Source organism: Streptomyces filipinensis, from assembly GCF_014649495.1.
GTDB lineage: Bacteria > Actinomycetota > Actinomycetes > Streptomycetales > Streptomycetaceae > Streptomyces > Streptomyces filipinensis.
The window spans coordinates 1-23,203 of record NZ_BMTD01000032.1; the positions used below are offsets into that span (position 1 = coordinate 1).

Annotated in this window: 26 protein-coding genes; 18 read left to right on the forward strand and 8 right to left on the reverse strand. The window is 70.4% G+C overall.

Going from position 1 to position 23,203, the window contains the following annotated elements; translation table 11 throughout:
- The 4 genes from IE244_RS39190 to IE244_RS42910 all read right to left on the reverse strand — a co-directional run.
- The coding region (locus IE244_RS39190) for a non-reducing end alpha-L-arabinofuranosidase family hydrolase (protein WP_229854760.1) at window positions 1-2,026 on the reverse strand (2,026 nt) is incomplete at its 3' end.
- 206 nt (window positions 2,027-2,232) lie between these two features.
- Complete coding sequence (locus tag IE244_RS39195; protein ID WP_191878351.1) at window positions 2,233-3,030, reverse strand: hypothetical protein; 798 nt, start codon at window positions 3,028-3,030, stop codon at window positions 2,233-2,235.
- Complete coding sequence (locus tag IE244_RS39200; RefSeq protein WP_191878352.1) at window positions 3,027-3,557, reverse strand: SigE family RNA polymerase sigma factor; 531 nt, start codon at window positions 3,555-3,557, stop codon at window positions 3,027-3,029. Before IE244_RS39200 ends, IE244_RS39195 begins: the two co-directional genes overlap by 4 nt.
- 138 nt (window positions 3,558-3,695) lie before the next feature.
- Window positions 3,696-3,824 (reverse strand): hypothetical protein, encoded by a 129-nt coding sequence (locus IE244_RS42910; protein ID WP_268252927.1) that lies wholly within the window; start codon window positions 3,822-3,824, stop codon window positions 3,696-3,698.
- A gap of 320 nt (window positions 3,825-4,144) precedes the next feature.
- On the opposite strand from IE244_RS42910, the gene IE244_RS39205 reads away from it, so the two are divergent.
- Entirely contained in the window at window positions 4,145-4,870 is a 726-nt protein-coding gene (locus tag IE244_RS39205; protein ID WP_191878353.1) for a glycoside hydrolase family 16 protein, read from the forward strand.
- 200 nt (window positions 4,871-5,070) lie between these two features.
- On the opposite strand, the gene IE244_RS39210 is transcribed toward IE244_RS39205, so the two are convergent.
- Entirely contained in the window at window positions 5,071-6,108 is a 1,038-nt protein-coding gene (locus IE244_RS39210) for a fatty acid desaturase family protein (RefSeq protein ID WP_191878354.1), read from the reverse strand.
- 40 nt (window positions 6,109-6,148) lie between these two features.
- On the reverse strand, window positions 6,149-7,270 hold the full coding sequence (locus IE244_RS39215; RefSeq protein ID WP_191878355.1) for a ferredoxin reductase: 1,122 nt from the start codon (window positions 7,268-7,270) through the stop codon (window positions 6,149-6,151).
- A 612-nt stretch (window positions 7,271-7,882) separates the two neighbouring features.
- Between IE244_RS39215 and IE244_RS39220 the strand changes: the two genes are divergently transcribed.
- From IE244_RS39220 to IE244_RS39300, 17 genes are all read left to right on the forward strand, one after another.
- A complete protein-coding gene (locus tag IE244_RS39220; RefSeq protein WP_030342329.1) occupies window positions 7,883-8,086 on the forward strand; it encodes a cold-shock protein in 204 nt (67 codons plus the stop codon).
- A 180-nt stretch (window positions 8,087-8,266) separates the two neighbouring features.
- Window positions 8,267-9,751, forward strand: a complete 1,485-nt coding sequence (locus IE244_RS39225; RefSeq protein WP_191878356.1) for a DEAD/DEAH box helicase — start codon at window positions 8,267-8,269, stop codon at window positions 9,749-9,751.
- A gap of 101 nt (window positions 9,752-9,852) precedes the next feature.
- Window positions 9,853-10,200, forward strand: coding sequence for a CBS domain-containing protein (locus tag IE244_RS39230; protein ID WP_191878357.1), 348 nt, complete (start codon window positions 9,853-9,855; stop codon window positions 10,198-10,200).
- Window positions 10,201-10,261: 61 nt separating this feature from the next.
- A complete protein-coding gene (locus IE244_RS39235) occupies window positions 10,262-10,582 on the forward strand; it encodes an SCO5918 family protein (RefSeq protein WP_191878358.1) in 321 nt (106 codons plus the stop codon).
- A gap of 696 nt (window positions 10,583-11,278) precedes the next feature.
- Window positions 11,279-11,629: a MerR family transcriptional regulator gene (locus tag IE244_RS39240; RefSeq protein ID WP_191878359.1), complete on the forward strand. Its 351-nt coding sequence runs from the start codon at window positions 11,279-11,281 to the stop codon at window positions 11,627-11,629.
- 405 nt (window positions 11,630-12,034) lie between these two features.
- Window positions 12,035-12,295, forward strand: a complete 261-nt coding sequence (locus IE244_RS39245; RefSeq protein ID WP_191878360.1) for a hypothetical protein — start codon at window positions 12,035-12,037, stop codon at window positions 12,293-12,295.
- A 76-nt stretch (window positions 12,296-12,371) separates the two neighbouring features.
- Window positions 12,372-12,689 (forward strand): hypothetical protein, encoded by a 318-nt coding sequence (locus IE244_RS39250; protein ID WP_191878361.1) that lies wholly within the window; start codon window positions 12,372-12,374, stop codon window positions 12,687-12,689.
- 193 nt (window positions 12,690-12,882) lie between these two features.
- Window positions 12,883-13,266, forward strand: a complete 384-nt coding sequence (locus tag IE244_RS39255; protein ID WP_191878362.1) for a DUF5994 family protein — start codon at window positions 12,883-12,885, stop codon at window positions 13,264-13,266.
- Window positions 13,267-13,337: 71 nt separating this feature from the next.
- On the forward strand, window positions 13,338-13,793 hold the full coding sequence (locus tag IE244_RS39260; RefSeq protein WP_191878363.1) for an STAS domain-containing protein: 456 nt from the start codon (window positions 13,338-13,340) through the stop codon (window positions 13,791-13,793).
- Window positions 13,790-13,948, forward strand: a complete 159-nt coding sequence (locus tag IE244_RS39265) for a DUF5994 family protein (RefSeq protein WP_191878364.1) — start codon at window positions 13,790-13,792, stop codon at window positions 13,946-13,948. The genes IE244_RS39260 and IE244_RS39265 overlap by 4 nt, the downstream gene beginning before the upstream one ends.
- A 211-nt stretch (window positions 13,949-14,159) precedes the next feature.
- The gene (locus IE244_RS39270) at window positions 14,160-14,498 is read left to right on the forward strand and encodes a MerR family transcriptional regulator (protein ID WP_191878365.1); all 339 of its coding nucleotides are present in this window, start codon (window positions 14,160-14,162) and stop codon (window positions 14,496-14,498) included.
- Window positions 14,499-14,726: 228 nt separating this feature from the next.
- Entirely contained in the window at window positions 14,727-14,933 is a 207-nt protein-coding gene (locus IE244_RS39275) for a cold-shock protein (protein WP_067116135.1), read from the forward strand.
- Between the two features lie 194 nt (window positions 14,934-15,127).
- The gene (locus tag IE244_RS39280) at window positions 15,128-16,663 is read left to right on the forward strand and encodes a DEAD/DEAH box helicase (protein WP_191878366.1); all 1,536 of its coding nucleotides are present in this window, start codon (window positions 15,128-15,130) and stop codon (window positions 16,661-16,663) included.
- A gap of 79 nt (window positions 16,664-16,742) precedes the next feature.
- Window positions 16,743-17,165, forward strand: coding sequence for a CBS domain-containing protein (locus tag IE244_RS39285; protein ID WP_191878367.1), 423 nt, complete (start codon window positions 16,743-16,745; stop codon window positions 17,163-17,165).
- A gap of 19 nt (window positions 17,166-17,184) precedes the next feature.
- Window positions 17,185-17,472: an SCO5918 family protein gene (locus tag IE244_RS39290; protein WP_191878368.1), complete on the forward strand. Its 288-nt coding sequence runs from the start codon at window positions 17,185-17,187 to the stop codon at window positions 17,470-17,472.
- A gap of 268 nt (window positions 17,473-17,740) precedes the next feature.
- On the forward strand, window positions 17,741-18,568 hold the full coding sequence (locus IE244_RS39295; RefSeq protein ID WP_191878369.1) for a ZIP family metal transporter: 828 nt from the start codon (window positions 17,741-17,743) through the stop codon (window positions 18,566-18,568).
- Window positions 18,569-18,748: 180 nt separating this feature from the next.
- Entirely contained in the window at window positions 18,749-20,587 is a 1,839-nt protein-coding gene (locus IE244_RS39300; RefSeq protein ID WP_191878370.1) for a glycoside hydrolase family 15 protein, read from the forward strand.
- A 19-nt stretch (window positions 20,588-20,606) separates the two neighbouring features.
- Here the strand turns inward: IE244_RS39300 and IE244_RS39305 are convergent, their stop codons facing one another.
- Both IE244_RS39305 and IE244_RS39310 read right to left on the reverse strand, forming a co-directional pair.
- Window positions 20,607-21,416 carry an SDR family oxidoreductase gene (locus IE244_RS39305; protein WP_191878409.1) on the reverse strand — a complete coding sequence of 270 codons (810 nt, stop codon included), beginning with the start codon at window positions 21,414-21,416 and terminating at the stop codon, window positions 20,607-20,609.
- Between the two features lie 198 nt (window positions 21,417-21,614).
- The gene (locus tag IE244_RS39310; RefSeq protein WP_191878371.1) at window positions 21,615-23,195 is read right to left on the reverse strand and encodes a GMC family oxidoreductase; all 1,581 of its coding nucleotides are present in this window, start codon (window positions 23,193-23,195) and stop codon (window positions 21,615-21,617) included.
- Window positions 23,196-23,203 lie beyond the last annotated feature (8 nt).

Consider the following 23,203-nt stretch of genomic DNA (forward strand, 5'->3'; position numbering starts at 1 on the left):
GGAAGTTCCCGATCGGCATGCTCGCCCGGTAGATCTTGCCGTTGTCACCGGCGAAGAACAGGTACATGTTCTGGTCGTCGGCGATCAGGGTCTGGTCGATCGGGCCGGTGGGAGATTCAGTCTTGGGGATGCTGCCGGTGAACAGCGGCTGCGGCGCGGACCAGCCGTTGGGGTCGGTGGGGTCGCTGGACGTGCGGTAGACGAAGGGCGACGCGCCCCACTGGGACGCCAGGACCCAGATCTTCTTGGGCGCGAAGTAGAACAGCGTGGGCGCCACCGCTGACTGGCTCGTCCCGGTCTGGCCGGCCGACGCCATGTCCGACCAGTTCGTGAAGGGCTTGAACATCATCGAGCCGTACGACGATCCCGACACGCTCGACGCGTAGACCAGGTGCTTGCCGTTGTACACCACGTCGGTGAAGTCCTTCACCGCGTCCCACCCGTTCGCCGGCTGCGCCAGCGCACCCGTCGAGCTCCACCGATACGTCGACGGAAGAGCACACGTGGCGCCCGCCGGCGCGGGCGTCGAAGTCCTGAGGTTCCAGTGCTGGTGGGCGCCGCCGCCCGAGTCCCAGATCTGGACGGGAGTGCCGTTGGCGGTCCGACCGCCGGGGATCTCCAGCGCACGGCCGCTGGCGACGTTGGTCAGCGTGTAGGAGCCGTCACTGTCGCGGTCGGCCCGCCAGTGCTGGTTGGCGCCGCCGCCCGAGTCCCAGACCTGCATCCTCGTCCCGTTGCCCGTCCGGTTGCCCGGCTCCTCCAGGACCCGGCCGCTGGCGACGTTGGTCAGCGTGTAGGAGCCGTCGCCGTTCCGGGCGGCCCGCCACTGCTGATTGGAGGCACCACTGGCGTCCCACACCTGGAGCGGGGTGCCGTTGCCGTTGTATCCCGCGGGCTCGTCGAGAACGCGTCCGGCGGCCACGTCGGAGAGCGTGTAGACGGTGCCGGAGGTGATGCCCCCGCCCGCCGTGCCGCCGCTGCTGCCGCCCAGGGCGGTGAGCACGGCGTTGTAGGCGGGCTTCTTGTTGCCGCTGCCGTCGAACAGCAGCGGGTTCTCACCGGTGCGCCAGGAGTCGCTGTCCCTGATCCCCCACGCCGTGATGCCCGTGCAGCGGGCGACGTTCATGCACGCCTGGACGGCGCCTGCGTACGCCGTCGGCGACGCCTGGGCGATGTCGAGTTCGGTGATCTGGACGTCCACGCCGAGCGCGGCGAACTTGGACAGAGTGGTCTGGTAGCCGGCCGGCGGGCCGCCTGCGCCGAAGTGGCTCTGGAAGCCGACGCAGTCGATGGGCACACCGCGGGACTTGAAGTCCTTGACCATCGCGTAGACACCCTGCGTCTTGGCGTCGGTCCAGTTCTCGATGTTGTAGTCGTTGTAGCAGAGCTTGGCCGAGGGGTCGGCGGCCCGGGCCGTGCGGAACGCCTCCTCGATGAAGCCGTTGCCCAGCACGTCCTGGAAGACCGAGCTGCGGTGCTGACCGCTGCCGCCGTCGGCGAACGCCTCGTTGACCACGTCCCAGGCGTAGATCTTGCCCTTGTAGTGGGTCATCTCGGTGGTGATGTGGTTCTTCATCACGCTGCGCAGGGTGTTGGCGTCGGTGATGGACCTGACCCAGCGGGGCAGTTGGGAGTGCCAGACCAGGGTGTGGCCACGCATCCGCTGCCCGTGCGCGGAGGCGTGGCCGACGATCGAGTCGGCCGGGCCGAAGTTGAAGGTGCCGCGGGACGGTTCGGTGGTGTCCCACTTCATCTCGTTCTCCGGGGTGATCATGTTGAACTCCCGGTCGAGAATCGTGGAGTACGTCGAGTCGCCGAGCCTGCCCGAGGACACCGCCGTACCGAAGTAGCGGCCGCTGCCGGCCGCCGTAGCGGCCAGGGTCGGCGTGCGGGCCTTCGGCGTGTGTGCGGCCTGGGCGACCAGCGGTACGGCGGCACCCGCGGCGGCGAGGACCACGGCGGCGGCGAGCACGCGGCGGGTGGCCGGACGGCGGCGATGAGAGCGGTTCTGATCTGACAACGGCATGTCCTTCTGGCACAACGGGCCTTGATCCGGCCCTGGTTACCCGCCAGTTGCCGCCGCGCACACAAAGGTTGCCGCGATCGAGGGAAGAATTTTCACGGCCGCCGTCACCGTCCCCACCCGGTTCCACGGCGACTGCGGGCGACGGCTTTGTTCTCCCCTCGGGGCTGTGCGGCAAGGGGACGAGTCCCCTTGCCGCACGGCGGCGTTCACCGGGTCGGGACGAACCCTCCCCGGACCGACGCGGAGCCGCCCGACCCCTGTGCGTCGACGCGGTAGCCGTCGCCCGCGGCACTGCGCACGCCGGTGGCGTGGTTGAACTGGGCGGCAAACTCATGGCTCCCGGCCGGCACGGTCAGGCCCGGCTTGAGGACCCAGCGGTAGACCAGGGTGCCGCCGGCCTCCTGGGCGGTGACGGTGAAGTCGGCACTCGGCAGGGTCTGCCAGGTGCCGGTGTTCTTCACCCCGCCGCTCTGCACGATCCGCATCTCGATCGTGAGCGAGGTGAGCGGCTGGGTCGTCTTGAGGACGAGGTTGCTCTGCGTCCAGTAGACGGTGCTGTGCGGGTCCACCGAGCCGGCCGACCACAGCGCCCCGTTCTGGCTCTCACCGGCGGCCGGCGATGGACTGGCGGCCGGCGGAGTCGGGTGCGCGCTGCCCGGGGTGGTGGCCGGGGTGGTGGCCGGGGCCGGCGCGACAGGGGTGGGGCGGGCCGATGTCGGGTGCGGGGAGCCGGCGGTCGGGGACGGGGTGGCAGGCGTGGTCACGGTGGGCGACGGCGACGAGTGCGCGACGATGGCGGCGACGGCGAGGCCGCCGGTCGCCAGGATGCCGGTGGCGGCGAGCCCGGCGAGCGCGACCCTGGTCCCGGACCTCGCGAACGGCCTGGCGCGGTGACGGACGGCGGGGCCGGCCATGCCACGTTGCACCCGGGCCAGCATCCTCGCACGGTCGGGCCGGTGGGCCTCGGCGGCCTCGCGCAGCCGACGGGCGATCTCCTCGTTCACCGGTTCCTCCTCCCTGCCACCAGGTCCCCGACCGCTCGCGCGCCCAGTATCCTTTCCAGCTCGGCCATTCCCTTCGAGGTCTGGCTCTTCACCGTACCGACCGATATGCCCAGCGCTGCCGCCGTGTCCTTCTCCGACAGGTCGAAGGCGTGCCGCAGCACCACGCAGGCGCGCTTGCGGAACGGCAGCCGGGCGAGCGCCGCGCGGACGTCCAGCACGGCCGCCATGTCCGGCCCCTCCACCTTCTCGGGGCTGCGGGACCAGAACAGCGTGATCCGGAGTCGCTCGCGCACCGCGCTGCGGATCCGTCCTCGCGCCAGGTTGGCCACCACACCGCGGGCGTAGGCGAGCGGGTGCTCGGCCTGCCGCAACCGGTCCCAGCGCTGCCACAGGGCGACCAGGGCATCCGCCGCGAGGTCGTCCGCCGCGTCGGCCTCGCCGGTCAGGAGGCGTGCCAGACGGGCGAGTTCGGCATAGTGGCGTTCGAAGAATTCGTGGAACTCCGCGGACGCGTCATCGAGGAGCATCCCCCGCCCTCTCCTGGCAACGATGTGCGCGTTAGTTGCGCGTTTAACAATGGGGGCGCAGCCTAACAGTGCCCAGCCCGGGATCCGAACGGCGGTCGTGCTCGGTTGCGGGCCGGTGACGGCCGACCGCCAGGCTGGTCAATGCCGGGCGAACCAGACCCTGGTCGGCTGCGCGACGTCCGGCCGCACGGCGATGCCGTCGGCGGTCAGCCGCTCCCGGTAGATGCCGGTGATCCTGACACCGGTTCCGCCCCCCCCGGGGGGCACGCCGGCACACCGACGACCGGCAGCGCCAAGGGAATGCCCGTGACCAGTCCGCGCCTGCGCCACGGTTGCGGGGCAGGGTCGCGGGCCACAACCTCGTGCGGGGCGAAGGGCCCCGGCCGCGACGCGTGTCGGGGTGGGGTCGGGGCCTGTATCCAGTTGCCGTCGAGCCGGGGTGCGGCACATGGCGTCTTCAACTCCGGAAGCCGTGAAGCGATCGACGCCGCACATCTTGTCAAACCTTGAACTGACTTCTAGAGTCCGGCGCCAAGGGAGCGTGGGACCGCTCCCACGCCTCATGTCATCCGAGCATTGGAGCCGCGATGTCCTCTGCACTTCTCAGGCCGGGGCGCCTGACAGTCGCCGCCCTGGCGACGCTGTCACTGCTTCTCCTGGGACAGCCGCAAGCGCACGCGGCGTCCTGGGGAGCCCCCCAGACCATCGACTCGTGGAACACCATCAACGGACGGTGGACCGCCAACAACGAGCTGGAGACCTACACCCCCGACTGCGTCTGGTACGAGGGCAACACCCTCGTCATCAAGACCTACAAGTCGGGCAGTACGTACTACTCGGGCCGCGTGGAGTCCAAGGCACTCTATGGCTACGGCACTTACAGCTTCACCGCGAACATGCCGGGCGGCCAGGGCCTGCTGCCTGCGGTATGGGCGGCCTACCTGAATCCGTGGCTGCCCGAGTTCGACGCCGCCGAAATCGTCGGCCAGAAGCCGAACACCGTCTACCAGACCTCCCACGACTCCAACAACGCCCAGACCCAGTTCTCGAAGACGAATTCTGCGGGCTGGACCAACGCGTACCACACGTACTCGTTCACCTGGTGGCCCGATCACATCGACTTCGCCGTGGACGGCACCATCACCGGCACCAAGTGGTACACCACCGCCCCCGGTGTCGGGATGCACTTCATCGTCAACACCGCCGTCGGCGGCGACTGGCCGGGCAACCCCAACGACTCGACATGGGCCACAGCAGACGGCGCGAGGTACCTGAAGGTCTCCTCGATCACATACACCCCGTACCAACCGTAGGGGTTCCGCTTCAGGACCCGAACCGGAGGACTACCGAGACCGTGCCCGCCGGTCTGGCCGGGCGCCGTCCACGGAGACGACCCCCACGCAGCGCGTCTGTCAGACCTCGCCGCCCGGATCGTCTCGGGCGGCTTCGACACGGTGGTCGTCCCGGCGCCCGAGCAGCCCGGTGCCCCCGAAGCCGACCGGCCCGCGGCGGATCACGGCAGCGCGTGCCGAACGACGCGGCCCCACATCGACAAGTACTGCCGCCACAGCGGCCCGGTCACGTACGGGACCCCGTACTTCCCGCACAGGCGGCGCACCCGGGGGGCGATCTCGTCGTAGCGGTTGCTGGGCAGGTCGGGGAAGAGGTGGTGCTCGATCTGGTGGCCGAGGTTGCCGGACAGCACGTGGAGCAGGAAGCCGCCCCCGAAGTTCGCCGAGCCCTGGATCTGGCGCAGATACCACTGGCCGCGGCTCTCGCCGTCGATGTCGTCCTCGGTGAAGGTCCGTACGTCGGAAGGGAAGTGGCCGCAGAAGATGACCGTGTGCGCCCAGATGTTGCGCAGGCCGTTGGCGGTGAGGTTGCCGAGCAGGCAGGGCAGCGCGGAGGGGCCCGCGAGCAGCGGGAAGAGGACGTAGTCCTTGGCGGACTGGCGCACTGCCTTGCGGCCCAGGTTCGCGATCTCGCCGAGGAAGGACCGCACGCTCTTGCGCCCGGCGACGACCGAGTCCGCCTCCAGGTCGTACAGAGCGATGCCCCACTCGAAGACGGGCGCGAGCAGGGCGGCGTACAGCGGCTGGAGCAGGTGGACCGGGCGCCAGGGCTGCTCGGGGCTCATGCGCAGGATGGTGTAGCCGAGGTCGCGGTCACGGCCCACGACGTTGGTGTACGTGTGGTGCAGGTGGTTGTGGGTGCGCTTCCAGGCGTCGGCGGGGCTGGCGAAGTCCCACTCCCAGGTCGTCGAGTGGATCGCCGGGTCGCCCATCCAGTCCCACTGGCCGTGCAGGACGTTGTGGCCCAGCTCCATGTTCTCCAGGATCTTTGCGACGGTGAGCATCGCCGTGCCCGCGCACCAGGCCGGCGGCATCAGCGAGACGGCGAGCGCGAGACGCCCGCCCGCCTCCAGCCCGCGCTGGACGGCGATCACCGTACGGATGTAGCGGGCGTCGTCGGCCCCTCGCATCGCGATGACTTCGGAACGGAGCCGGTCGAGCTCCTCTCCCAGCTCCTCGGTACGGTCGACAAGCGTCATGGGAAGGACAGTTGCGGTCACGGGAGCTCCTCGGGAGTTCCTAGACGTCGAGGACGAGCGGGCCTGTGGCTCCGTTGACACAGGTCTGGATCAACTCGCCGGGTTCACCGTGCACTCCGCCGGTACGCAGATCGCGGACCCGCCCGTCGACGAGCGGGACGAGGCAGCCGAAGCAGATCCCCCGGCGGCACCCGTACGGCATCGGCACGCCCGCCGACTCGCCGGTCTCCAACAGGGAAACGGAGGCGGGCGACTCGGCCGCCACGCCACTGCGCCCGAACCGCACCCGGCCACCGGACTCGCCGACGGCGGGTGCGGGCGGCGCCGCCGGGCGGAAGCTCTCCACGTGCAGCCGCTCCTGCGCCACGTTCCTCCACGCCAGGTGCTCGCGCACGACGTCGAGCAGCCCCGCCGGACCGCAGGCCCAGATCTCACGGGCCCGCCGGTCCGGGCAGAGTGCGCCGATGTCCCCGACGGTGAGCCGGCCGGCGGTGCGCGTGTACCGCAGATGCAGGCGCAGCCACGGCACCCGGGCCGCCAGACCGGCGAGTTCGGCACGGAACAGACACGCGTCCGGGCGCGGCGCACTGTGCAGAAGCACGACATCCGGGGCCGGCCCCGAGCGGCCGGCGAGCGTGCGCAGCATCCCCATCACCGGGGTGATGCCGCTGCCGGCCGTCACGAACAGCATCCGGGCGGGCGGCGGGTCCGGCAGCACGAACTCCCCCTGTGCGGGTCCGAGTCGCAGGACGGTGCCGGGCGGAGCGCGGTGCACCAGGTACGGCGACACCTTCCCGCGCGGGTCCGCCTTGATCGTGATCGTCACATCGCCGCCCGGCGCGTCCGGAACCGACGTGAGCGAGTACGTACGCCAGTGCCATGCACCGTCCAGCTCCGCACCGACCGGGACGTACTGTCCGGACCGGTAGCCTGCCCACCCTCGCCCCGGCCGGATCACCAGTGTGGATGCATCCGCCGTCTCGGGCCGCACGGCGGTCACCACGCCCGCCGGATGCCGCGCGGACAGCAGGGGGTCGACGAGACCGAGGTAGTCGTCCGGCGAGAGCGGAGTGGTCAGCCAGCCCAGACCGGCGAGGACCCGGCCGGGAAGAGCCGGGGGCCTCAGCCGAGGAAACCAAAACGGAAGTGCGAAGGCGGGCATGCACAGGCCCTTCCGAGGACGCCGGGACGGGATCACGACAGAGAACCACGCCGGCGTTCCGGCCCCGGGGCTCAGGGAAGCGATCCCGCCACCGGTCCCTCCGCTCCCACCTGGCAGGACGCACACGGCCGGAACGGGCATCGGCGCCGGTGCGGGCCGTGGACTGGAAGGACGGCGAGGGCCGGTGCGGGAGCGGAATCAGCCCCGAACGTCCGGATCGGACCGGGCCCTCCCCGCACACGCGCGCGGCTGACCTCACCTGCCTCGGTCGAGGTGCGGCGCATCATGTCATCCGCTGACGACGGTGGCAGCGGCACATCTCCCGTCGAGGGAGGTCACAGGGCTGTAGGTGGAAGCGCACGCCAGGAAATCCGCGTCCCCGGAGAGTAATATCTGTGCCCGCGAAATGAGAAATAGGTGCGGGGTACGGCGAGTATTCCTCGGCCGCCCGGCGGAGCGGAATATCGGCCGCGCAAGGCCGATCGCACCGTGCTACTGTGGATATCAGTTGCAGGTGTGGTTGCCAGAAGGTTTTTCCGACGGCTGATCATCACGGCGACACGGAATGCGCACAGGGTGCATTCCTGACACCGTCTCCGAAGGAGAAACAACATGGCTACTGGCACTGTGAAGTGGTTCAACGCGGAAAAGGGCTTCGGCTTCATCGAGCAGGACGGCGGCGGCCCCGACGTCTTCGCCCACTACTCGAACATCGCCGCCCAGGGCTTCCGCGAGCTGCTGGAAGGCCAGAAGGTGTCGTTCGACATCGCGCAGGGCCAGAAGGGACCGACGGCCGAGAACATCGTTCCGGCCTGACGCACCGGCACTGACACATACTTCGTAGCTGGGGCCCGCACCTTGGGGTGCGGGCCCCAGCTCGCTTCATTCCCAGGGTGATTCGGCCCTGTCATTTTCCGGCCCGTTCTCGCGATTCCCCGCGCCGCTCATTCTGCTGCGGAAATTCCTTGATACGTGCCACATCGAGGAAGGTTCCGCATGAACCGCACCACTCGCGCACGCACCAATCGCACATACGACCGCTCCGGAGGAAGCGCCACTGCGGGCCGCTCCGGCGTTCCGCGCCGCTCCAACGGTTACGGAAACCGACAGCCGGCTCGGGGCGAGTTCGCCCTGCCGAAGACGGTCACGCCCGCGTTGCCCGCTGTCGAGTCGTTCGCCGATCTCGCCATGCCGGCGCCGTTGCTGGCCACGCTCGGCCATGAGGGCGTGACCGTACCGTTCCCGATCCAGGCGGCGACCCTGCCGAACTCCCTGGCCGGCCGTGACGTGCTCGGTCGCGGCCGCACCGGCTCGGGCAAGACCCTCGCCTTCGGCCTCGCGGCACTGGCCCGTACGGCGGGCCGGCGCGCCGAGCCGCGCCGGCCACTGGCCCTGATCCTCGTCCCCACCCGGGAACTGGCCCAGCAGGTCACCAACGCGCTCGCTCCCTACGCCCGCTCGGTGAGCCTGCGACTCGCCACCGTCGTCGGTGGAATGTCCATCGGCAGGCAGGCCGGTGCGCTGCGGGCCGGCGCGGAGGTGGTCGTCGCGACGCCCGGTCGGCTCAAGGACCTCATCGACCGGGGCGACTGCCGGCTCGTCGACGTCGGCATCACGGTGCTCGACGAGGCCGACCAGATGACCGACATGGGCTTCATGCCCCAGGTCACCGCCCTGCTCGACCAGGTGCGCCCCGGGGGCCAGCGGATGTTGTTCTCGGCCACCCTGGACCGCAACGTCGACCTGCTGGTCCGCCGCTACCTGACCGACCCGGTCGTCCACTCCGTCGACCCGTCGGCCGGTGCCGTCACCACGATGCAGCACCACGTACTCCACGTGCACGACGCGGACAAGCACCGCACGACCACCGAGATCGCGGCCCGGGACGGCCGGGTCATCATGTTCCTGGACACCAAGCACGCCGTGGACCGGCTGACCAAGCACCTGTTGAGCAGCGGTGTCCGCGCCGGGGCCCTGCACGGCGGCCGGTCCCAGCCGCAGCGCACCCGGACCCTGGCGCAGTTCAAGGACGGTCACGTCACCGTCCTGGTGGCCACCAACGTCGCGGCCCGCGGCATCCACGTCGACAGCCTCGATCTGGTCGTCAACGTGGATCCGCCCAGTGACCACAAGGACTATCTGCACCGTGGCGGCCGCACGGCCCGCGCCGGGGAGTCCGGCAGCGTCGTCACCCTGGTGACCCCCGACCAGCGCCGCGGCATGACCCGGCTGATGGCCTCGGCCGGCATCACCCCGCACATCACGCCGGTCCGCTCGGGCGAGGCGGAGCTGAGCCGCATCACAGGCGCCCAGGCGCCCTCCGGGGTCCCTGTGGTCATCACCGCGCCTGTCGTGGAACGCACCCGCCGCGCTCCTTCGCCGTCCCGGGACCGCCGGGGCCGCACCGGCCAGGGCCGACCCGCCGGCGCGCGGGTGCGGCGCAGGGCACAGCGGCGCCCCGGCAACGACTCAGCCGCCTAGGCCGGCGCAGTCCCCGGAGCCCCGTCGGCCTCCCGGAAGCCGCCGTGGTCTGCCGGGGCCGAAGGCCGCCAAGCCGACCAGCCCTACCGAAGGAGACAGCCTTGACGCCAGCGCGGACGCAGTACCGCAGGCCGGACCCCGCCCCCGTGTCCGTGGTGAACGACAGCGAAGGGCACGGGCCCCGGGTATGTGATGACATGACCGTCGAGGTGGCTCTGGCCGTCATGGCGGGTGCCCGGGTCGAGTACCTCACCGTGTGCGACGGGGACGACGAGAGCACGGGCTTGGTCACCCAGGTCGGACTCGCCGTTCTCCGCGGCAGTTCCACGTACACGGACCGGATCCGTCTGCGGGACGTCCTCGACGGACCACTGCCCTCGCCCGGCGGCCACTCGGGCGGCGGCGGTGAGTACGGCCGGGTCCCGGGCGTGCCCGCCCTCGCGTGCTGATCCGTCTCGCCCCGGGCGGCCGTCTCTCCTTCCCCCCGCGACTTCTCCCCTGTGAGGCATCATGCGCTGTGTCATCGCCCGGTACCCGTTCGATCTGACCAGGACCGGGGTGCTGGCCTCGATGAAGGGCGTCAGGCCCGCACTCGTCACGGGTGCGTCCGTGACCATCGGCCGCCGCCGCTACCCCGTCAAGCAGGTGGGCCAGGTCATCACGCGACAGGACCCCCGTGACTTCACCGTCGGTGAAGTCGTGCGCGCCATGACACGCCTCGGCTTCACCTGCCACGATCGCCCCGCGGACGCGCCCGTGGGCGTGGGTGGACCCACTGTCCTCCCAACCGCGTCCGCACTGCTCGGCGGCACCGGCCCCGTGGCAGTTTGAGGACGGGCGGGAGACCGCCCTCAGGAACCCGCCGGGGGCCCTGCCGACGCGCGTCGGCAGGGCCCCCGGCGTTGTGTCGCCGTCCACTCGGAAAGCGCTTGATCGCGACACGGTAGATGCCACCCGGCCTCCGGAGCCAGCCGACCGGTGATGCCCGATCGCGGCAGGCTTCTTCCTCCACCAGAAGGGTGAAATCTGCTTTGGCATGAGTAGATTTTCGTTCCTGACATGGGTACGCTTCATCTCGTAGAGACGGTCGAACGAGACCCGGCAGACACGAACTGGCGGGTGGCTGAATACGAAGTACGCAGGTCAGTGCGGCTCTAGAGCCTCGAAGCCAGAGTGTTCCCAGAAGGTGACGGGACTGGGAGCCGCACTGGGCGGCTCGCACATGGAGGAGCTGCCAACAGCAGTACCGGTCATTCAGTGGTTGGTTCGGAGCAGAGAGGAACGGAGGAGCAGACGCCATCAGGATCGCCCGGCCCGAGAAGCACTCGGCCCGGGTACCGCAAGACCCCGGAATGGATGGTGGTCCCCGGTCACGCAGCTGCGATCCCCCGCTACGCCCTGCCGGGCCGGGTAGCGGAAACAGAAGGTCGGCAGAGCAGTAGGGCCGACAGATGGTGTTGAATTCCCTTCGGGGCCCTGGTGCCGTTCGGCATCAGGGCCCCTCGACGCGTTGCACAGCGAGGTGACATGACATCGGACAACCCACTGAATGATCGTCTGGACGACGACGACTACCCCGCGTACACGATGGGCCGTGCAGCCGAGATGCTCGGCACCACCCCGGCCTTCCTCCGGGCCATCGGTGAGGCTCGTCTGATCACTCCGCTCCGCTCCGAGGGAGGACATCGCCGGTACTCCCGCTACCAACTGCGGATCGCCGCGCGCGCCCGCGAGCTCGTCGACAAGGGGACTCCGATCGAGGCCGCGTGCCGCATCGTCATCCTCGAGGACCAGCTCGAGGAAGCGCAGCGCATCAACGCCGAGTACCGCCGTGCCGCCGGCCAGTCGGCGGGCGGTTCCGGCTCCGGGTCCGCCTGAACACGCGGGCACGTGCCGTATCCGGAACGCCGTCGTGCGGCCGAAGAAGAGCACGGCCCGGAAAATCGCCGGCCCGCTTCTGCCGATCCGGCGCCGCCATCGCCCCGCAGAGCCCGTTCACGCAAGCGCTTCGGCCGGCGTCCTTCCCCGCCGTGCCCAGAGCGTGCCCAAGCTGAGAGCGCGAGTTCGATTCCCGTCACCCGCTCCATGAAGAAGGCCCAGGTCGCGGACCCGGGCCTTTTTGCTGTCAGTCGGTCGATCATGGGACGCGCGGCCACCCTTACCCGGCATACCCTTCAGAAGGGGGCCGCCGTGGAAACGCGGCGCAGCCCCCGCACCGTCGCCCGGCGTTTCGGGCAGCGACCGGAATCATGATGTGTATCCGTCGCCTGCCAGGAGGTCCGTATGGAGCACGAACCCTTGCCCTCCCAGGACCACGCCGAGGTCCGCATCGTCGCCGCGACGCCGGAGGTCGCCCGTCGCGTCGCCGAAGTGCTCCGGCGCTGCTTCGACTCGACCGAGCAGCGCAGCTACCCCGCCGGCCGCGAAGGAGGGACCCGGCTCCATCTCACCCTCGACACCGCGCACGCCGCGGAACCCGCACGGTCCTGGCTCGCGACCAGTGAATCGACAGCGCAGGCGCACGCTCACGCCGACGAGGTGTGAACCGGGTCCGTGAGACTGCGGGGATCCGGCATCACGTCTGTCCCCGCGCGCCCGTCACCCCCGGAGAACGACAGCCATGACGAAACTCCGCGAACGCAAGAACAACCGGGGGGCGGTCCTGCGGTCCCTGTACGGGGCGGTCGGACTCAATCGCCCCGAGGTCAGCGGATCGGCTCTCCGCGCCGAGCTGGGTCTGCCCGACGAGGACCTCTCCGCCGCCTGCGCCTATCTGGCCGACGAGGGCTTGATCAGCGTGGAGTGGACCTCGCGCCGGACCCCCGCGGCCCTCTCGCTGACACATGAGGGCATCTGCCTGATGGAGGAGCTGGAGGAAGAACAGGAGGAGGAACAAGAAGAACAGGAGAGGGCCGAGAGGGCGGGGCCGGACGGTTGAGCCGTCCGCTTCGCCTCGGCCAGGAGTAGCCTGACCGTACCGAGAGCCTTTCGCGCAGCGCTTCCGGCGGTGCCGTTCCCGGCGAGGGACGAAACGGGTGGTCGTCCCACGGCTCCCGGGACGGGATCGCACGATGGAACCCACCAGAACACCGGCCGAAGGCGCATCCGGTGCCGATGCGCACACGTACCGTATGCCCCTGCCCCGCCTGGCCCTCACCCCGGACCTGGAACTCGAACTCCCCTCGCTCGTCGGCTCGTCGGAGCCACAGCTGGGGGCCGCGATACGGGTCACCGTGAACCCCGCCGGGTGGCCCGGCGCCCCGCACACGGTCATGGCGCCCGGCCGGGTGATCGCCGTGGATCCGGCCGGACCCGGGAGCGACGCGCACGTCATCACCCTGGCCTGCGGCACCGTGAGACGCTGGGTACTCCTGGTCGTCCCGCCCGGGGAGCCCGCCGGAACAGCCGCCCGGCTGCCGGCCGACGCCGGCCCCGAGAACCCGCTGAGCGCCGCGCGCATGCTGATGCTCGCCGAAACGGGTCGCCCGGTGGGCGCGACCGGGGAAGCGGAATGAGGCACGGGGCCCGTCGGGAGCCCACGGCAGGGACTCCCGGCCCGCCTCGACCACCGTACTCGCGCGAGTCGTTGCCCACCCGGCACGAAGCGCCTGCGCTCTTCGAGGAGTGCCGCATCGTCCGCGCACACGGCGAACTGGACGCGTGGACCGTGGCCCCCCTGGTCCGCGCCCTGGCCGAGGCCCGCGCGGCCCGGCCCGGACGACTCCTCCTGATCGTGGACCTGGGCGAGGTGACCTTCACCGACTGCAGCATCCTGACTCCCCTGTGCGAGGCGTGGGCCGACTGCCGCGCCCGGCGCGGCTGGATACGCATCGTGTACGACAACCACACGACCGACCTGGTCTTCCGCCACTCCGGCCTGCTCGACCGCTTCCCCGCCTACACGAACGCACAGGACGCCTGGGAGGGACGAACGGCCGACGCCGCACCCCGCCTCCCCGCGAGCGCGCTCCCGGGCGCCGAGGCGTACCGGCCGGCCGGGGTCGACGTACCGCGCCGAAGCACTCGGCAGGACACCCCATGAGCGACCGGCTACGACGCCCGCCACCGGCCCCGCCCCTCCTCCGCCCGTACCTCGCGCCCGAGAGCACCGTGCCACGCCGTATCGACGGGGCCTGGTGGCCGCGCACCTTCGATCTCCTGGCGGAACTGCCACGGCTGCTCTCCGGTCTGAGCTGAGTGCGCGGGTTCCACCCGTCCGGCGGCACGGGGAGGGGGCAACCACGGCGGCTCGTCGGACCGCGCTCGGAAGGAGATCTGTCATGGCGAACCCACATCTTCGTGCCTGCCGGAGTTAGGGTTGTCGCACGACGCGGATGGCGCTGAGTACGTCGGAGGCCGGTGCCAGGAACGCCCGGGTTCCTCGCCGCGTCCCCGAGACGAAGGTGTCATGCCCGCTGAGAACGCCCCTGTCGCAGGCAGCCTGGACGATGACGACTATCCCGCCTACACCATGGGACGGGCCGCGGACGTGCTCGGCACCACCCCCGCTTTCCTCCGGGCCGTCGGCGAGGCGGGGCTGATCACTCCGCTGCGTTCGGGAGGCGGTCACCGCCGGTACTCCCGCGGCCAGTTGCGCATCGCCGCCCGCGCCCGGGAACTGGTCGACCAGGGCACCCCCGTCGAGGCCGCGTGCCGCATCATCACCCTGGAGAACCAGCTCGACGACGCCCGTCGTCTGAACCGGGAAATGCGTCGGAAGCTGAACGAGCACGGCGCGGATACCTAGTCCCGCCGATGCAGAAATACACAGTCCAGCGGGATGAGAAATGGCAGGCGATCCGGAAAACGCAGGACCGCTCGCACCCACTCTGTGTTAACGTGAAACGGTTGCAGTTTTGGTTGCCAGAGATTTTTCTTTGCAGAGCTTTCCGGATCTTTCCGGAGGGGTAATCATCGCGGCGACTCGGCTCCGCAAAGTGCGGAGTCCGGCACTGCCCCCCAAGGGAGATTCAATATGGCATCTGGCACCGTGAAGTGGTTCAACGCGGAAAAGGGCTTCGGCTTCATCGAGCAGGACGGCGGCGGCGCTGACGTGTTCGCCCACTACTCGAACATCATCAGCAACGGTGGCTTCCGCGAGCTTCAGGAAGGCCAGAAGGTTAGCTTCGACGTCACGCAGGGCCAGAAGGGCCCGCAGGCCGAGAACATCGTTCCCGCCTGACGCTGACGCGAACGTCGCGAGCCACCGGCTCGCGCATCACATGGCTGGGGCCCGCACTCTTGGGGTGCGGGCCCCAGCTCATTGTTTTACCCGGCTCTTCGCATTTCCCTTCGGCTCATTCCTGTGGTTCCTCGTGCACGGCGGCCCGCCGCTGGCCGGAATTCCTCGATACGCCGCATCGAGGAAGGTTCTCCATGAACCACACCCGCCAGACCGGCGGCAGTGCCGGTCGCTTCCGCACGGACAGAAGTTCCACCCGCTCGACAGGCTCCGCTCGCGGCAGCCGCTTCCGTACGCAGGAGACGGACCGGCAAGGTCCTCGTCCGGGCGCCGGGCGGAAGAGCGCCCGGGGAGCACGCCCCACCGCACGGCGACAGGAGTTCGCCCTGCCGGTCACCCTCACCGAGCCGCTCCCCGCGGTCGAGACGTTCGCCGAACTGGACATGCCCGCACGGCTGCTGGCCGCGCTCCGCACCGAGGGCGTGACCGTTCCCTTCCCGATCCAGGCGGCCACCCTGCCGAACGCGCTGGCGGGCCGGGACGTCCTGGGCCGGGGTCGGACGGGCTCGGGCAAGACGCTCGCCTTCGGCCTGCCGGTACTGGCCCGCCTCGACGGGCAGCGGGCCCAGCCCAGACAGCCGCTCGCCCTCGTCCTCGTCCCCACCCGGGAACTGGCCCAGCAGGTCACCGACGCGCTCACCCCGTACGCCCGTGCCCTGTGCCTGCGGCTCGCCACCGTGGTGGGCGGCATGTCGATCGGCCGGCAGGCGAGTGCGCTGCGCGGCGGTGCCGAGGTCGTCGTCGCCACGCCCGGCCGTCTCAAGGACCTCATCGAGCGAGGGGCCTGCCGGCTGGACCAGGTCGCCGTCACCGTCCTGGACGAGGCCGACCAGATGGCCGACATGGGCTTCATGCCGCAGGTGACCGCGCTGCTCGGCCAGGTCCCCGCCCGTGGCCAGCGGTTGCTGTTCTCGGCCACCCTGGACCGCAACATCGACCTCCTGGTGCGCCGCTACCTCCACGACCCCGTCGTGCACTCGGTCGACCCGTCCGCGGGAGCCGTCACCACCATGGAGCACCATCTGCTGCACGTGCGCGACGCCGACAAGGACGCCGCCGCGGCCGAGATCGCCGCCCGCGACGGACGCGTGATCATGTTTCTGGACACCAAGCACGCGGTGGACCGGCTCGCCACGCACCTGCTGTCCGTCGGGGTGCGTGCCTCGGCCCTGCACGGCGGCAAGTCCCAGCAGCAGCGCAACCGGACGCTCGCCCAGTTCAAGGACGGCCACGTCACGGCCCTGGTGGCCACCAACGTCGCCGCCCGCGGCATCCACGTCGCGGGCCTCGACCTCGTCGTGAACGTCGACCCTCCCGGCGACCACAAGGACTACCTGCACCGCGGCGGCCGTACGGCACGCGCCGGCGAGTCCGGCACCGTCGTCACCCTCGTCCTGCCGCACCAGCGCCGGGCCGTGGACCGCCTGATGGCTGACGCCGGCATCACTCCGGGCACCGCCCGGGTCCGTCCCGGCGAGGCCGAACTGCAGCGCATCACCGGCGCCCGGACCCCCTCCGGCATGCCCGTCACCCTCACCGCCCCGGTCGACGGACGAAGCGAGGGCAAGGGATCCGCCGGCCGGAACCGCAGGGGCCGGGCCGCCGGCCGCGGCGGGAGCGGCCGGGCCGCCACCCGCGCCCGTCGTCCCGCTCAGGGAAACACCCCGTAGCCCCCGTACGGGGATGCACTCCCAGCAGTCAGGCAGATCCGTCGCCCGTCCCGCCCGCCCCGACGAAGAGGAGAAGCCCTTGACGCAGTATCCGTCCCGAACGCAGCAGGCCGGCAGCGCCGACGGCATCGGTCTGACCGCCCGCGACGCCATGCACGCTCCCGGGCCCCAGGTCGACGACCACATGACGGTCGACGTCGCCCTGTCCGTGCTCATCGGTGCCCGGGTCCCGCACCTGCTCCTCCGGGACGAGGACGGGCGGTGCGCGGGACTGGTCACCCGGGCCCAGCTCGCCGCGCACCGCGGCGGCTCCTGGTACAGCGACCGGACCCGGCTGCAGGACATCCCGCTCGACCGCGGACCCTTCACCTCGTCCGGTGCCGCACTCGGCGAGGCGGAGGCCGCCATGCGGGACCGGACCCTGGACGTGTCCCCCGTGATCGACGAACACGGCTACGCCCTGGGCATCCTCGCCCTCACGTCCCGAGCCATCACCCCCTGACCATCCTGTGGAGGCATCCATGCGCTGTGTCATCGCCCGGTTCCCCTTCGACCTGACCAAGTTCGAGGTCGAGCAGTCGATGAGCGGCATCACGCCCGAACCCGCCACCGGCGTGTGCGTGACCATCGACCGCCGTGCCTACCCCGTGATGCAGGTCGGGGAAGTGATCACCAGACAGGACCGCCGCGACTTCACCTCGGTCGAGATGCACCGGGCACTGACCCGCCTCGGCTTCACCTGCCACGACGCGCGCCCGGTCACGCCGGACTGGAACGCGCGAGCCGACGAGCATGCGTCCGGTTGGTGACGTCTTCCAGATGCGCCAGAACGCCTTTCGGGGTCTTCCTCGGCGCGGCCGCACGAGCCGTGCGCGCGGTGGCCCCAAGGCGGCGCGGGCGGTGGGCGGTTGTCGGACATCGCCCCTGCGCACGAAAGGGGACTGGGCCCACGCCCCGGTCCCGAACGCGTAACGACTTCTCCAAGTCTCGCTGAAGCCAGGCTTCCGCCACTTGTTAGGTAAGCCTTGCCTCCCTTACGGTCTGTGCGCTTCCCCTGCACGTCAGACCGGAGTCCCTATGTCCAGCGGCAACATCGCCCTGCTCGGAGCCATCGCAGGCTTCACCATCTACCTCGGCCTTCCCCTCGGCCGCCTCCGCACACCCACGCCCCGGCTCAGGGCCGGCCTGAACGCCGTTGCCATCGGCATCCTGATCTTCCTCGTCTGGGACGTGCTGACCCACGCCTGGGAGCCCATCGACGGGGCGCTCGGCGAGCATGCCTGGGGAACGGTGGCGTCCGGGGGCTTCACCCTGGCCGCCGGCCTGACCATCGGCCTCGCCGGGCTCGTCCACTACGACGGCTGGATCGCCCGCCGCCGCGAAGCCGCCGCTCGGACCACGGGCCCCGGCGCCGCCACCACCGCCGAACTGGCGCCGAAGACCCGCAGCCAGGCGGGCTCACTCGCGCTGATGATCGCCACTGGCATCGGCCTGCACAACTTCGCCGAAGGCCTCGCCATCGGCAACTCCGCCGCCCAGGGCGAACTCTCCCTGGCCCTCCTGCTGATCGTCGGCTTCGGCCTGCACAACGCCACCGAGGGCTTCGGCATCGTCGCCCCCCTGGCCGCCGAGGGTGAACGCCCGTCCTGGCTCACCCTCCTGTGGCTCGGCCTGATCGGTGGCGGCCCCACCTTCCTCGGCACCCTCGTCGGCCAGCACCTGGTCAACGACACCCTGTCCATCGCCTTCCTGGGCCTCGCCGCCGGCTCGATCCTCTACGTCGTCATCGAGCTGCTGGCCGTCGCCCGCAAGGCCGGTCTCAAGACCCTCACCACCTGGTGCATCCTCCTCGGTCTCCTGCTCGGCTTCGTCACCGACGCCGTCGTCACGGCCGCGGGCGCCTGAGCAACGGGGCGGTACGCGTGATCGTCGGAACCCTCACCCCGCGGGTGCAACGGCACCTCCGTGCCGGCGCACGGGGCCAGCGGCCCCCGGGGTCTTTCCGGCGAGCCGGAGCAGGAGCCGCGGCATAGGCTGATCGAGGGGGTGCGTTCGGGTGAATCCCACACCGGAAGGGGCGCCCCGATGGACGACTACCCGTTGATCGAGAACCACGGGCTGATCGGCGATCTGCAGACCGCGGCGCTGGTGACCACCGAGGGGGTGGTCGACTGGTTCTGCTCCCCGCGGTTCGACTCACCGAGTGTGTTCGGGGCACTTCTGGACAAGGAGAAGGGCGGCCACTGCACGGTCCGGCCGGCGCACCCCACCCATTCGACCAAGCAGTTGTACCTGCCGGACACGGCGATCCTGGTGACCCGGTTCATGACCGAGGCGGGCGCCGGTGAGGTGATCGACTTCATGCCCGTGACCGGTACGGCGGTCACGCACCGGCACCGGCTGGTCCGCCTGGTCCGCTGTGTGCGCGGCACCATGACCTTCGATCTGGAGATCGCCCCGCGCTTCGACTACGGGCTCATGAAGCACCAGTTGCACATCACCCCGCACGGAGCGGTCTTCGCCGCCAAGGACGGTACCGAACTCACCGTGCATCCCATCCGGGAGCCGGAGGACGAGCGGCTCGCGGACTTCCTGGCGGACGGGGAAGCCGACCTGCGGGTCTCACTGACCCTGGAGGCCGGGCAGCAGCGCGGGCTGATTCTGGAGACGGGTGCCGAGGGACCGCCCAGGGAGGTCCGCCGCGACGAGCACGAACGGCTCTTCGAGGAGACGGCGGCGTTCTGGCGTTCCTGGCTGGCGCAGTCGCGCTACACCGGGCGCTGGCGGGAGATGGTGGAACGATCCGCGATCACGCTGAAGCTCATGACCTTCGCCCCCAGTGGCGCGGTGGTGGCCGCTCCCACGGCGGCCCTCCCGGAGCAGCTTGGCGGCGAGCGCAACTGGGACTACCGCTTCACCTGGATCCGGGACGCCTCCTTCTCCGTGTACGCCCTGCTGGGGCTGGGTTTCACGGAGGAGGCCAGGGCGTTCATCATCTGGCTGGGCGACCGGGTCAAGGAGCGGGCCGGCCGCGACGGGGAGACGGGCCCGCTGAACATCATGTACAAGGTCGACGGCGCCTCCGACCTGACCGAGCGGATCCTCGACCACTGGGAGGGCTACGCGGGTTCCGCCCCGGTACGGATCGGCAACGGCGCCGCCACCCAGCTTCAACTGGACATCTACGGCGAGGCGTTGGACAGCATCTACTTCGCGCACCGGCACGGCTTCCAGGTCGGGCACGGGGGCTGGACCTCGCTGCGGACGGACCTGGAATGGCTGGCCGACCACTGGGACCAGGCGGAGGAAGGCATCTGGGAGACCCGCGGCGGCCGCCAGGACTTCACGTACGGGCGGGTGATGTCGTGGGTGGCGTTCGACCGCGCGCTGCGACTCGCCCAGGCAAAGGGGTGGCCGTCCGCGGCCGGACGCTGGCAGGCCGAACGGGACGCCGTCTACGAGCAGGTCATGGCCAAGGGCTGGAGCGAGGACCGGCACGCCTTCGTCCAGCACTACGGCAGTGAGGTCCTGGACTCCTCGCTGCTGCGCATGGCGACGGTCGGTTTCCTCACCCCGGGGGATCCGATGTGGTCGGCGACCCTGGACGCCATGGAGGAGGAACTGGTCAGCGACAGCCTGGTCTACCGGTACAACCCCGATGCCTCGCCCGACGGCCTGCGAGGCTCGGAGGGCACCTTCTCCCTGTGCACGTTCATGTACGTCGACGCCCTGGCGCGCGCGGGACGGACGAACCGGGCCAGGCTGGTGTTCGAGAAGATGATGGGGTACGCCAACCACCTGGGCCTGTACTCCGAGGAGATCGACCCGACGGGCCGTCAGCTCGGCAACTTCCCGCAGGCGTTCACCCATCTCGCCCTGATCGACTCGGCCATCACGTTGAACGAGGCCCTCCAAAAGCGCTAGTCGGGCGCGGGTGTCCGGGTCAGCCGCCGGTGGCGAATCCCGGGAAGAGCGTCATCCCGCCGTCGACGTACAAGGTGGCGCCCACGACGTAGTCCATGAGGTCGGAGGCGAGGCCGACGGCCGCGTAGCCGATGTCCTCGGGGTCGCCGATGCGGCCGTAGGGGATCAGCCGCAGCAGGTCCTGCCGGGCCTGTGGCGTCTCCCAGGCGCTGCGGTTGATGGGGGTCCTGATGGCTCCGGGGGCGATCGCGTTCACGCGGACCTTCTTCGGGGCGAGCTCCTGGGCCAGCGTCTCCATCATCATCTGCACGCCCCCCTTGGAGGAGGCGTAGTTGACGTGCCCGGCCCAGGGGATGATCTGGTGCACCGAGCTCATGCAGATGATCTTCCCGGCCGCGCGCGACACCTCCGGGACCACTCCGCGGCGCAGGAACTCCTTGGTCGCCTCGCGGGCGCACAGGAACTGCCCGGTGAGATTGACGTCCAGGACCTTCTGCCACTGGGCGAGGGTCATCTCGGTGAACGGCGCGTCCCGCTGCAGTCCCGCGTTCGCGACCAGGATGTCGATCGTGCCGAACTCCTTGACCATCCGGTCCATCATGGCGACGACCTGCTGCTCGTCGGAGACGTCCGCCTGGTGGGCGGCCGCCCGGACGCCGAGGGCGGTGATCTCCTCGACCACCTTCTCGGCCTCCTCGGCACCGGCCACGTAGTTGACCACGACATCCGCCCCCGCCCGGCCCAGGGCGACGGCCGTCGCCCGGCCGATGCCGGAGTTCGCGCCGGTCACCAACGCCTTCTGGCCCCGCAGCAGGTGGGCGGGGACCATCACGCCCTGGGATGTCGCCTCGGTGGAACTCACGATGTCCTGCTCCTCCAGTGCGTGCCCGCTTCCGCCGGGCCCGTCGCCCGGAGGTCCGCTCATCAGACAAGCACCGGGGAAGAACGGCGGCATGCCGTGGCGAACCGCGTTGCGCTGCCCGGCGCACGATGTTCGCCCGGTCGGGGTGCGGGCGGTGCCGGGGGCTCAGCCGAGCCGCTCCAGCAGGTGGTCGCCGACCCGCAGGGCGTTCGCGATGGCCGTCAGGGACGGGTTGACCGCGCCGATGCTCGGGAAGAAGCTGGTGTCGACGACGTAGAGGTTGTCCAGGTCGTGGGCCTTGCAGTTGAGGTCCAGGGCCGAGGACGCCGGGTCGGTGCCGAAACGCACCGTGCCGGCCTGGTGTGCGGTGGCACCGATCGGCATGCCCTTGTGCAGGTAGATGCTGCGGGACAGCAGACGGTGCTCGTGCATGCCCAGGTGGCCGAGCATGTGCTGGAGCTTGTGCCGCAGGCGCCGCAGGCCGGCGATGTTGTTGCCCTCGTCGAGGGTGAGCCGGATCCGGCCGTCGTCCTCCAGGGTCACCCGGTTGTCCGGCCGCGGCAGGTCCTCTCCGCACAGCCAGAAGTCGACGGCGTGATGGGCCAGGACCTCGAAGGGCATGTCCGGGGTGACCGCTCCGGCCCAGCGCGGGGCCTCGCCGTGGATCTGGTCGGCGTCCGACTTGCCGAGCATCTGGATCCCGCCGAGCGGGTACTCCCAGTCGTCCGCGCCCAGGTACCAGTCGTGCAGGGCGAGGGTCTTCTGGAACTGGGTGTCGTTGGGTTCCTTCGAAACGGCCATCAGCGCCAGGTTGTTGTGGCGCATGTAGTGCCGCCCGACCACGTCGGAGCTGTTCGCCAGGCCGCGCGGGTGCCGGTCGTTCGCCGAAGCCAGCAGGAGCGCCGCCGAGTTGACGGCCCCGCACGCCACGACCACGAGGTCGGCCGAGAACCGGGCCTCCCGCTCGCCCGGGAGCTGGGCGACGACGCTGGTGACGCTGCGTCCGCTGGTGTCGGTCTCCAGCCGGGTCACCCGGGCGTTGGTGAACATGTCCACGTTCGGGTGCCGCAGCGCCGGCTCCACGCAGATCACCTGGGCGTCGGACTTGGCGCGGACCAGGCAGGGGAAGCCGTCCACGCGGTTGCAGCGGATGCAGGCGCTGGAGTGGGTGGCCCGGCCGTCCTCGTCCTGCGTGAGGTCGACCCCGATGGGGAGGTGGAAGGGGTGCAGTCCCTGCTTCTCCAGGTCCAGGCTCAACTGCTCGATGCGCGGCTCGTGTTCGACCGGAGGGTAGGCGTACTGGGCGCTGCAGGGCCCTTCCCAGGGGTCCTCGCCGTGCCGGCCGTGCACCAGGTAGAGGTGCTCCGCCTGGGTGTAGTACGGCTCCAGATCGTCGTAACCGAGGGGCCAGGCCGGGGAGATGCCGTCGTGGTGGCGGAGTTCGCCGAAGTCCTCGGGGCGCAGCCGGAACAGCGCCGCGCCGTAGAACTTGGTGTTCCCGCCGACGTAGTAGTTCACCTCGGGCGGGAACTCGTTGCCGTGCCGGTCCAGCCAGAACTCCGGGGCCCGGTACTTGGCCTTCACGAAAACGGCGGTGGAGTCCCAGTTGTCGCGTTCACGCGGGAGGTAGTCGCCGCGTTCGAGGACGAGCACCCGTTTGCCGGACGGGGCGAGGCGGTGGGCCAGGGTGCCGCCGCCGGCACCGGAGCCGATGACGATGACGTCGTACGCGGGCAGGGCGTCCATGGCAACCA

Excerpts from the sequence above, each read along its gene's own strand:
- IE244_RS39290 (WP_191878368.1), top strand. The coding sequence starts at position 17,185 with ATGCGCTGTGTCATCGCCCGGTTCCCCTTCGACCTGACCAAGTTCGAG.
- IE244_RS39240 (WP_191878359.1), top strand. The coding sequence starts at position 11,279 with ATGACATCGGACAACCCACTGAATGATCGTCTGGACGACGACGACTAC.
- IE244_RS39250 (WP_191878361.1), top strand. The coding sequence starts at position 12,372 with ATGACGAAACTCCGCGAACGCAAGAACAACCGGGGGGCGGTCCTGCGG.
- IE244_RS39200 (WP_191878352.1), bottom strand. The coding sequence starts at position 3,557 with ATGCTCCTCGATGACGCGTCCGCGGAGTTCCACGAATTCTTCGAACGC.
- IE244_RS39220 (WP_030342329.1), top strand. The coding sequence starts at position 7,883 with ATGGCTACTGGCACTGTGAAGTGGTTCAACGCGGAAAAGGGCTTCGGC.
- IE244_RS39225 (WP_191878356.1), top strand. The coding sequence starts at position 8,267 with ATGAACCGCACCACTCGCGCACGCACCAATCGCACATACGACCGCTCC.
- IE244_RS39280 (WP_191878366.1), top strand. The coding sequence starts at position 15,128 with ATGAACCACACCCGCCAGACCGGCGGCAGTGCCGGTCGCTTCCGCACG.
- IE244_RS39310 (WP_191878371.1), bottom strand. The coding sequence starts at position 23,195 with ATGGACGCCCTGCCCGCGTACGACGTCATCGTCATCGGCTCCGGTGCC.
- IE244_RS39245 (WP_191878360.1), top strand. The coding sequence starts at position 12,035 with ATGGAGCACGAACCCTTGCCCTCCCAGGACCACGCCGAGGTCCGCATC.
- IE244_RS39270 (WP_191878365.1), top strand. The coding sequence starts at position 14,160 with ATGCCCGCTGAGAACGCCCCTGTCGCAGGCAGCCTGGACGATGACGAC.
- IE244_RS39255 (WP_191878362.1), top strand. The coding sequence starts at position 12,883 with ATGCCCCTGCCCCGCCTGGCCCTCACCCCGGACCTGGAACTCGAACTC.
- IE244_RS39305 (WP_191878409.1), bottom strand. The coding sequence starts at position 21,416 with ATGGTCCCCGCCCACCTGCTGCGGGGCCAGAAGGCGTTGGTGACCGGC.
- IE244_RS39210 (WP_191878354.1), bottom strand. The coding sequence starts at position 6,108 with ATGACGCTTGTCGACCGTACCGAGGAGCTGGGAGAGGAGCTCGACCGG.
- IE244_RS39275 (WP_067116135.1), top strand. The coding sequence starts at position 14,727 with ATGGCATCTGGCACCGTGAAGTGGTTCAACGCGGAAAAGGGCTTCGGC.
- IE244_RS39235 (WP_191878358.1), top strand. The coding sequence starts at position 10,262 with ATGCGCTGTGTCATCGCCCGGTACCCGTTCGATCTGACCAGGACCGGG.
- IE244_RS39205 (WP_191878353.1), top strand. The coding sequence starts at position 4,145 with ATGTCCTCTGCACTTCTCAGGCCGGGGCGCCTGACAGTCGCCGCCCTG.
- IE244_RS39295 (WP_191878369.1), top strand. The coding sequence starts at position 17,741 with ATGTCCAGCGGCAACATCGCCCTGCTCGGAGCCATCGCAGGCTTCACC.
- IE244_RS39215 (WP_191878355.1), bottom strand. The coding sequence starts at position 7,270 with ATGCCCGCCTTCGCACTTCCGTTTTGGTTTCCTCGGCTGAGGCCCCCG.
- IE244_RS39265 (WP_191878364.1), top strand. The coding sequence starts at position 13,790 with ATGAGCGACCGGCTACGACGCCCGCCACCGGCCCCGCCCCTCCTCCGC.
- IE244_RS39300 (WP_191878370.1), top strand. The coding sequence starts at position 18,749 with ATGGACGACTACCCGTTGATCGAGAACCACGGGCTGATCGGCGATCTG.